Here is a 6,072-nt window from a genome sequence, read left to right as displayed (position 1 = left end):
TGCTCGACGAACCCTTCATCGCCATCGACAGCAAGACCACGGGCGATCTGCTCGCGCTGGTCCAGGATTGGCACGCCGAGGGCCGCACCGTGCTCGCCGCGCTGCACTACATGGAGATGGTGCGCAACCATTTCACCGAGACGCTGGTGTTGGCGCGCGGGCCCGTGGCCTGGGGGCCGACGGCGGAGGTGCTGACGCCCGAAAACCTGCTGGTCGCGATGCGGATGTGCGAGGCATTCGACGACAGCGCGGCGGCCTGCGCGGCCGATGACATCGGCTCGCGGGCGGCCTGATCTCCGATGCTCCATGACGTGCTAATCGGTCCGTTCACCGAATTCGAGTTCATGCGGCGCGCGCTCGCCGCCGTGATCGCGCTCGCCCTAGCGGGCGCGCCGATCGGCGTGTTCCTGATGCTGCGGCGGATGAGCCTCGTCGGCGATGCCATGGCGCATGCGATCCTGCCGGGTGCAGCGGTCGGCTTCCTGCTCTCGGGCCTCAATTTGTTCGCGATGACGGCGGGCGGCCTGATTGCCGGCTTTGCCGTCGCGATCCTCGCCGGCGTGGTCGCGCGCTCGACCGGGCTGAAGGAGGATGCTTCGCTCGCGACCTTCTATCTGGCCTCGCTCGCGCTGGGCGTCACCATCGTCTCGATCAAGGGCACCAATATCGACCTCCTGCACGTGCTGTTCGGCAACATTCTCGCCATGGACGACCAGACGCTGCTTGTGGTCGCCTTCAACGCCACGGTGACCCTGCTGGTGCTCGCGGTGATCTACCGTCCACTGGTGATCGAGAGCGTCGATCCCTTGTTCCTGCGCACCGTCAGCCGCGCCGGGGGGCCCGCGCATCTGGCCTTCCTGGCTCTGGTCGTGATCAACCTCGTCAATGGATTTCAGGCGCTCGGCACGCTTCTCGCGGTCGGCCTGATGATCCTGCCGGCCGGCATCGCGCGGTTCTGGTCGCGCGACCTCACGGCGATGATCTGCATCGCCGTCGTCGCCGCGGCGGTCTCCGGCTATGCGGGCCTCGTGCTGTCGTTCCAGACCCGCGTGCCGTCCGGCCCTGCGATCATTCTGGTGGCGACGGCGATCTACGTGATCTCGGTTCTGTTCGGCCGCGTCGGCGGCATCGTCCGGCAGCTGTTTCCCGGCCGGCATCTGGAAGCATGACGATGCGGTTCTTCCTGTTTTGTGCGCTGTTGTTGATCGCCTCGCCGCTGCAGGCCGCGGAGCGGCTCAATGTGGTCGCGAGCTTCTCGATCCTCGGCGACTTCGTCCGCAACGTCGGCGGGGACCGCGTCAACCTGACGACGCTGGTCGGCGCCGACGGCGACGTCCATGTCTACACGCCGGCCCCTGGGGACGCGAAACGGATCGCGGCGGCAAAGCTCGTCTTCGTCAACGGGCTCGGCCTCGAGGGTTGGCTGCCGCGCCTCGTGCAGTCCGCGGGCAGCAAGGCGAAGGTGGTGACCGCGAGCGCCGGCATCACGCCGCTGAAATTGGGGCCGGCTGCCGATCCCCACGCCTGGCAGTCCGTTCCCAACGCCAGGATCTACGTCACCGACATCGCCGATGCGCTGGCCGCGGCCGCTCCTGACGACGCGGAGGTCTTTCGCACCCAGGCCGAGGCCTATTGGGAAAAGCTCGAAGCGCTCGACCGCGAGGTCCGCGAGGCCATGGCGAAAATCCCGCCCGAGCGGCGCAAGGTGATCTCCACGCACGACGCCTTCGGCTATTTTTCCGCCGAATACGGTATCCAGTTCATCGCCCCCCTGGGCGTCTCCACCGAAACCGAGCCGAGCGCGCGGGACATTGCGGCCATCATCGGCCAGATCAAGGCCGCGAGGATCCCGGCGGTTTTCCTGGAAAATATCAGCGACGACCGGCTGATCCGGCGGATCGCGGCCGAGACCGGCGCCAAGGTCGGCGGGACCTTGATTTCCGACGGTTTGACCGGCGAAAAGGGGCCTGCACCCACTTACATTGACATGGTCAGGCACAATATAAAGGTCCTGACCAGCGCGCTTGACCACTAGGGCAGGGCCACCCGCCTCGCGTCGCGCGACAAGCCCGAAGTCCGGAGTTGTTATGTCTGAAGCGACCTCCCAGAAGATTCCCGTGACCGTGCTGACCGGCTATCTCGGAGCCGGCAAGACCACGCTGCTCAACCGCATCCTGTCCGAAAACCACGGCAAGAAGTACGCCGTCATCGTCAACGAATTCGGCGAGATCGGCATCGACAACGACCTCATCATCGGCGCCGATGAGGAGGTTTTCGAGATGAACAATGGCTGCATCTGCTGCACCGTGCGCGGCGACCTCGTCCGCATCATGGACGGCCTGATGAAGCGCAAGGGCAAGTTCGACGCCATCATCGTCGAGACCACCGGCCTTGCCGATCCGGCGCCGGTCGCCCAGACCTTCTTCGTCGACGAGGACGTGCAGAAGAACGCGCGGCTCGACGCGGTGGTCACGGTCGCCGACGCCAAATGGCTGTCCGACCGGCTCAAGGATGCACCCGAGGCCAAGAACCAGATCGCCTTTGCCGACGTGATCGTCCTGAACAAGACCGACCTCGTCTCCAAGGGCGAGCTCGCCGAGGTCGAGGCCCGCATCCGCGGCATCAATCCTTACGCGAAACTCCACCGCACCGAGCGCTGCTCCGTGGCGCTGGCAGACGTGTTAGATCGCGGCGCCTTCGATCTCGACCGCATCCTCGACATCGAGCCGGATTTCCTGCAGGCCGACGATCATGATCACGACCATGATCATCACCACCACGGCCACGACCATCACCACCATGATCACGGCCTGAAGCACTATCACGACGAGGACATGCAGTCGCTTTCGCTCAAGACCGACAAGCCGCTCGATCCCAACGTGTTCATGCCGTGGCTCCAGAACCTGGTGCAGGTCGAGGGCGGCAAGATCCTGCGCTCCAAGGGCATCCTCGCCTTCCACGACGACGACGACCGCTACGTCTTCCAGGGCGTCCACATGATGCTGGAGGGCAATCACCAGCGGAAATGGCAGGAGGGCGAGAAGCGCGAGAGCCGCCTCGTCTTCATCGGACGCGAATTGCCGGAAGAGGCGATCCGCAAAGGTTTCGAGAGCTGCATCGTCTCGTGATGACAGAGTTCACGCCGCCGCCGGATTCCGCCTCGATCGTCTCCGTCACCGACCGCGTCAAGCCCATTGCGCTCGGCATGGCCGTGACCTCGGTGCACTTTATCGGGCCACGCGCCGCCTTTGTCGGCGGCGAGGAAAACGTCGTGTTCGTCGATGGCCAGGGTGAGTTGACAAGGGTCGCCGTGCACAGCGGCGGCATTCTCTCCACCGCCTCCGACGGCAAGCGCCTCGTGATGGGCGGCGACGATGGCAAGGTCGTGTCGCTCGATGCCAAGGGCGAGGTGACGCTGCTCGCCACCGACCCGAAGCGGCGCTGGATCGACGCGGTGGCGCTGCACGCGGACGGCGCCTTCGCCTGGTCGGCCGGCAAGACGGCCACCGTGAAGAGCGGCAAGGCCGAGGAGAAGTCGCTCGACGTGCCCTCGACCGTCGGCGGTCTCGCTTTCGCGCCAAAGGGCCTGCGGCTCGCGATCGCCCATTACAACGGCGTGACGTTGTGGTTTCCGAACATGGAAGGCTCCGCCGAGTTCCTGCCCTGGGCCGGCTCGCATCACGCGGTCAGCTTCAGCCCGGACAACAAATTCCTGGTCACCGCGATGCACGAGCCGGCGCTGCACGGCTGGCGGCTCGCCGACAACAGGCACATGCGCATGACCGGCTATCCCGGCCGGGTCCGCTCGATGTCCTGGAGCGCGGGCGGCAAGGGGCTGGCCACGTCGGGCGCCGACACCGTCATCATCTGGCCGTTCGGCAGCAAGGACGGCCCGATGGGCAAGGAGCCCGCGATGTTGGCGCCGCTCCAGGCCCGCGTCGCGGTCGTCGCCTGCCATCCTAGGAACGACATCCTCGCCGCCGGCTACAGCGACGGCACCGTGCTGATGGTGCGTTTGGAAGACGGCGCCGAGATCCTGGTCCGCCGCAACGGCACGCCCCCCGTCGCCGCGATCGGCTGGAACGCCAAGGGCACGCTGCTCGCCTTCGCCGATGAAAATGGTGACGGGGGCCTGCTGGAGCTTTGAACTGTCATGGTTCCGGCCGTATAGGGGACCATGCGCTTTCTCACGACATTCCAGCTGGCCGACTTTGGCGACACCCTGGTCAGCCTGACCACCGCCTTCATCCTGGGCACGCTGATCGGCGCCGAGCGGCAGTACCGCCAGCGGACCGCCGGCCTGCGTACCAACGTCTTGGTGGCGGTCGGCGCCGCAGCCTTCGTCGATCTCGCCATGCATCTGGATGGCGCCGAGGGCGCGGTCCGCGTGATCGCCTACGTCGTCTCCGGCATCGGTTTCCTAGGCGCCGGCGTCATCATGAAACAGGGCATGGACGTCCGCGGCCTCAACACCGCGGCGACGCTGTGGGCGTCGGCCGCCGTCGGCTCCTGCGCCGGCGGCGACATGGTCGCGCAGGCGGTGGCGCTCACCTTCTTCGTCATTGCCGGCAACACCATGCTGCGTCCGCTGGTGAACGCCATCAACCGCATTCCCATGAACGAGCAGGCTCTGGAGGCGACGTACTATTTCAAGCTCGCGGTTGCCGCTGACGCTCTTCCTGATATGCGCGACCGACTGGTCGAGAAGCTCGAGGGTGCGAAATATTCGGTGGCCGATATCGATGTGGCCGAGATCGGCGAGGACATTCTGGAGATCGCCGCAAAGCTGGTCGCGACTGCTGTCGATCCCAACGAGCTGAATGCGGTCGCCACCGATCTCCAGCATCTGCCGGGCGTGCGACACGCCACCTGGGAAGTCAGTACGACGGACTAAGCGCGGCGTTTTGGCATGCACATGGGTTCCACCATGCTGCTGACGGAACCCAGGTCGGGCGATTTCGTTGATTCCGCGGACAAAGGCGGTGATCGACATGCCCGGCCAAGACGACAAACGCAAATTGAAGCTCGACCTGACGATTGCAGCATCGCTGTTGGCAGCAGGAATCGTGGTGGCGGTTATGTCCGTCGCCCAGATCCGCGCCGAAAGCCGGATGGAACTGGCGCAGGCAACGCCGCCGCTCCAGGGCACGCCGTCCGAGGACCAGAACAAACCCGCGGAAGCCAAGCCCGGCGGCGATCGGCCGACCACGCCGGCCCCTGAGCCGGCGCGCCCGGATCCGCAGACGCAGGGCGCGGCGACTGCTGTGCAACCGGCACTGCCTCCGGCCCCAGCGGAGAAGATCGCCCCGCCGATCAAGGAGAAGTAGGTTCTCCGCCGTCATTCCGGGGCGCGCGAAGCGCGAACCCGGAATCCATTCATCCGCACGTATTGCCGCCCGATGGATTCCGGGCTCGACGTTACGCGTCGCCTCGGACTGACGAGCGGAGAGCTCCCTCACCGCACCAGAATGTTCCTGAACTGCCAGGGATCGCTGGTGTCGATATCTTCCGGAAACAGTCCCGGACGGTCCGTCAGCGGCGTCCAGTCGGTATAATAACCCTTCACCGGGCCGAGATACGGCAGCTGGATTTCCAGGAGGCGCTCGAAATCCATCTCGTCGGCTTCGACGATGCCTTCGTTGGGATTCTCCAGCGCCCACACCATGCCGCCAAGCACGGCCGAGGTCACCTGCAGGCCGGTCGCGTTCTGGTAGGGCGCGAGTGCGCGGGTCTCCTCGATCGAGAGCTGCGAGCCGTACCAATAGGCATTGTTGTCGTGGCCGAACAGCAGCACGCCGAGCTCGTCGATGCCGTCGACGATCTCGTTCTCGTCGAGGATGTGGTGCTTCTCCTGCATCTTCGCGGCGCGGCCGAACATCTCGTGCAGCGACAGCACGGCATCGTCGGCGGGGTGATAGGCGTAGTGGCAGGTCGGCCGGTAGATCGCCGTACCCGAGGCGTCGCGCACGGTGAAGTAATCGGAGATCGAGATCGACTCGTTGTGGGTGACGAGGAAGCCGTATTGCGCGCCGCGGGTCGGGCACCAGGTGCGCACGCGCGTGTTGGCGCCGG

General features: G+C 65.7%; 7 protein-coding genes and 1 pseudogene. 7 read left to right on the top strand and 1 reads right to left on the bottom strand.

The features are described 5' to 3' along the window. The 7 genes and pseudogenes from JHD07_RS30490 to JHD07_RS30460 all read left to right on the top strand — a co-directional run. Positions 1 to 293 (top strand): annotated as a pseudogene (locus JHD07_RS30490) (ABC transporter); the annotation flags it as partial. A 6-nt stretch (positions 294 to 299) separates the two neighbouring features. Further along, the gene (locus JHD07_RS30485; protein WP_291628863.1) at positions 300 to 1,169 is read left to right on the top strand and encodes a metal ABC transporter permease; all 870 of its coding nucleotides are present in this window, start codon (positions 300 to 302) and stop codon (positions 1,167 to 1,169) included. A 2-nt stretch (positions 1,170 to 1,171) separates the two neighbouring features. After that, positions 1,172 to 2,035 carry a zinc ABC transporter substrate-binding protein gene (locus JHD07_RS30480; protein ID WP_291628862.1) on the top strand — a complete coding sequence of 288 codons (864 nt, stop codon included), beginning with the start codon at positions 1,172 to 1,174 and terminating at the stop codon, positions 2,033 to 2,035. Positions 2,036 to 2,087: 52 nt separating this feature from the next. Further along, positions 2,088 to 3,128 carry a GTP-binding protein gene (locus JHD07_RS30475; RefSeq protein ID WP_291628860.1) on the top strand — a complete coding sequence of 347 codons (1,041 nt, stop codon included), beginning with the start codon at positions 2,088 to 2,090 and terminating at the stop codon, positions 3,126 to 3,128. Next, entirely contained in the window at positions 3,128 to 4,147 is a 1,020-nt protein-coding gene (locus JHD07_RS30470) for a WD40 repeat domain-containing protein (protein ID WP_291628865.1), read from the top strand. Before JHD07_RS30475 ends, JHD07_RS30470 begins: the two co-directional genes overlap by 1 nt. 30 nt (positions 4,148 to 4,177) lie before the next feature. After that, the gene (locus tag JHD07_RS30465) at positions 4,178 to 4,894 is read left to right on the top strand and encodes an MgtC/SapB family protein (RefSeq protein WP_291628858.1); all 717 of its coding nucleotides are present in this window, start codon (positions 4,178 to 4,180) and stop codon (positions 4,892 to 4,894) included. A gap of 97 nt (positions 4,895 to 4,991) precedes the next feature. Further along, positions 4,992 to 5,327 carry a hypothetical protein gene (locus JHD07_RS30460; protein WP_291628857.1) on the top strand — a complete coding sequence of 112 codons (336 nt, stop codon included), beginning with the start codon at positions 4,992 to 4,994 and terminating at the stop codon, positions 5,325 to 5,327. A gap of 128 nt (positions 5,328 to 5,455) precedes the next feature. Here JHD07_RS30460 and JHD07_RS30455 read toward each other — a convergent pair. Next, positions 5,456 to 6,072 (bottom strand): saccharopine dehydrogenase C-terminal domain-containing protein (locus tag JHD07_RS30455; RefSeq protein WP_291628856.1); only part of this gene is annotated, 617 nt, incomplete at its 5' end.

Origin of the sequence: Bradyrhizobium sp., assembly GCF_016462955.1 — a bacterium.
Lineage (GTDB): Bacteria > Pseudomonadota > Alphaproteobacteria > Rhizobiales > Xanthobacteraceae > Bradyrhizobium.
This window is presented reverse-complemented; position numbering and strand designations above follow the sequence as displayed.

Bases quoted from the DNA above. Each gene is read 5' to 3' on its own strand.
- JHD07_RS30460 (WP_291628857.1), top strand. From the start codon at position 4,992: ATGCCCGGCCAAGACGACAAACGCAAATTGAAGCTCGACCTGACGATT.
- JHD07_RS30485 (WP_291628863.1), top strand. From the start codon at position 300: ATGCTCCATGACGTGCTAATCGGTCCGTTCACCGAATTCGAGTTCATG.
- JHD07_RS30465 (WP_291628858.1), top strand. From the start codon at position 4,178: ATGCGCTTTCTCACGACATTCCAGCTGGCCGACTTTGGCGACACCCTG.
- JHD07_RS30470 (WP_291628865.1), top strand. From the start codon at position 3,128: ATGACAGAGTTCACGCCGCCGCCGGATTCCGCCTCGATCGTCTCCGTC.
- JHD07_RS30480 (WP_291628862.1), top strand. From the start codon at position 1,172: ATGCGGTTCTTCCTGTTTTGTGCGCTGTTGTTGATCGCCTCGCCGCTG.
- JHD07_RS30475 (WP_291628860.1), top strand. From the start codon at position 2,088: ATGTCTGAAGCGACCTCCCAGAAGATTCCCGTGACCGTGCTGACCGGC.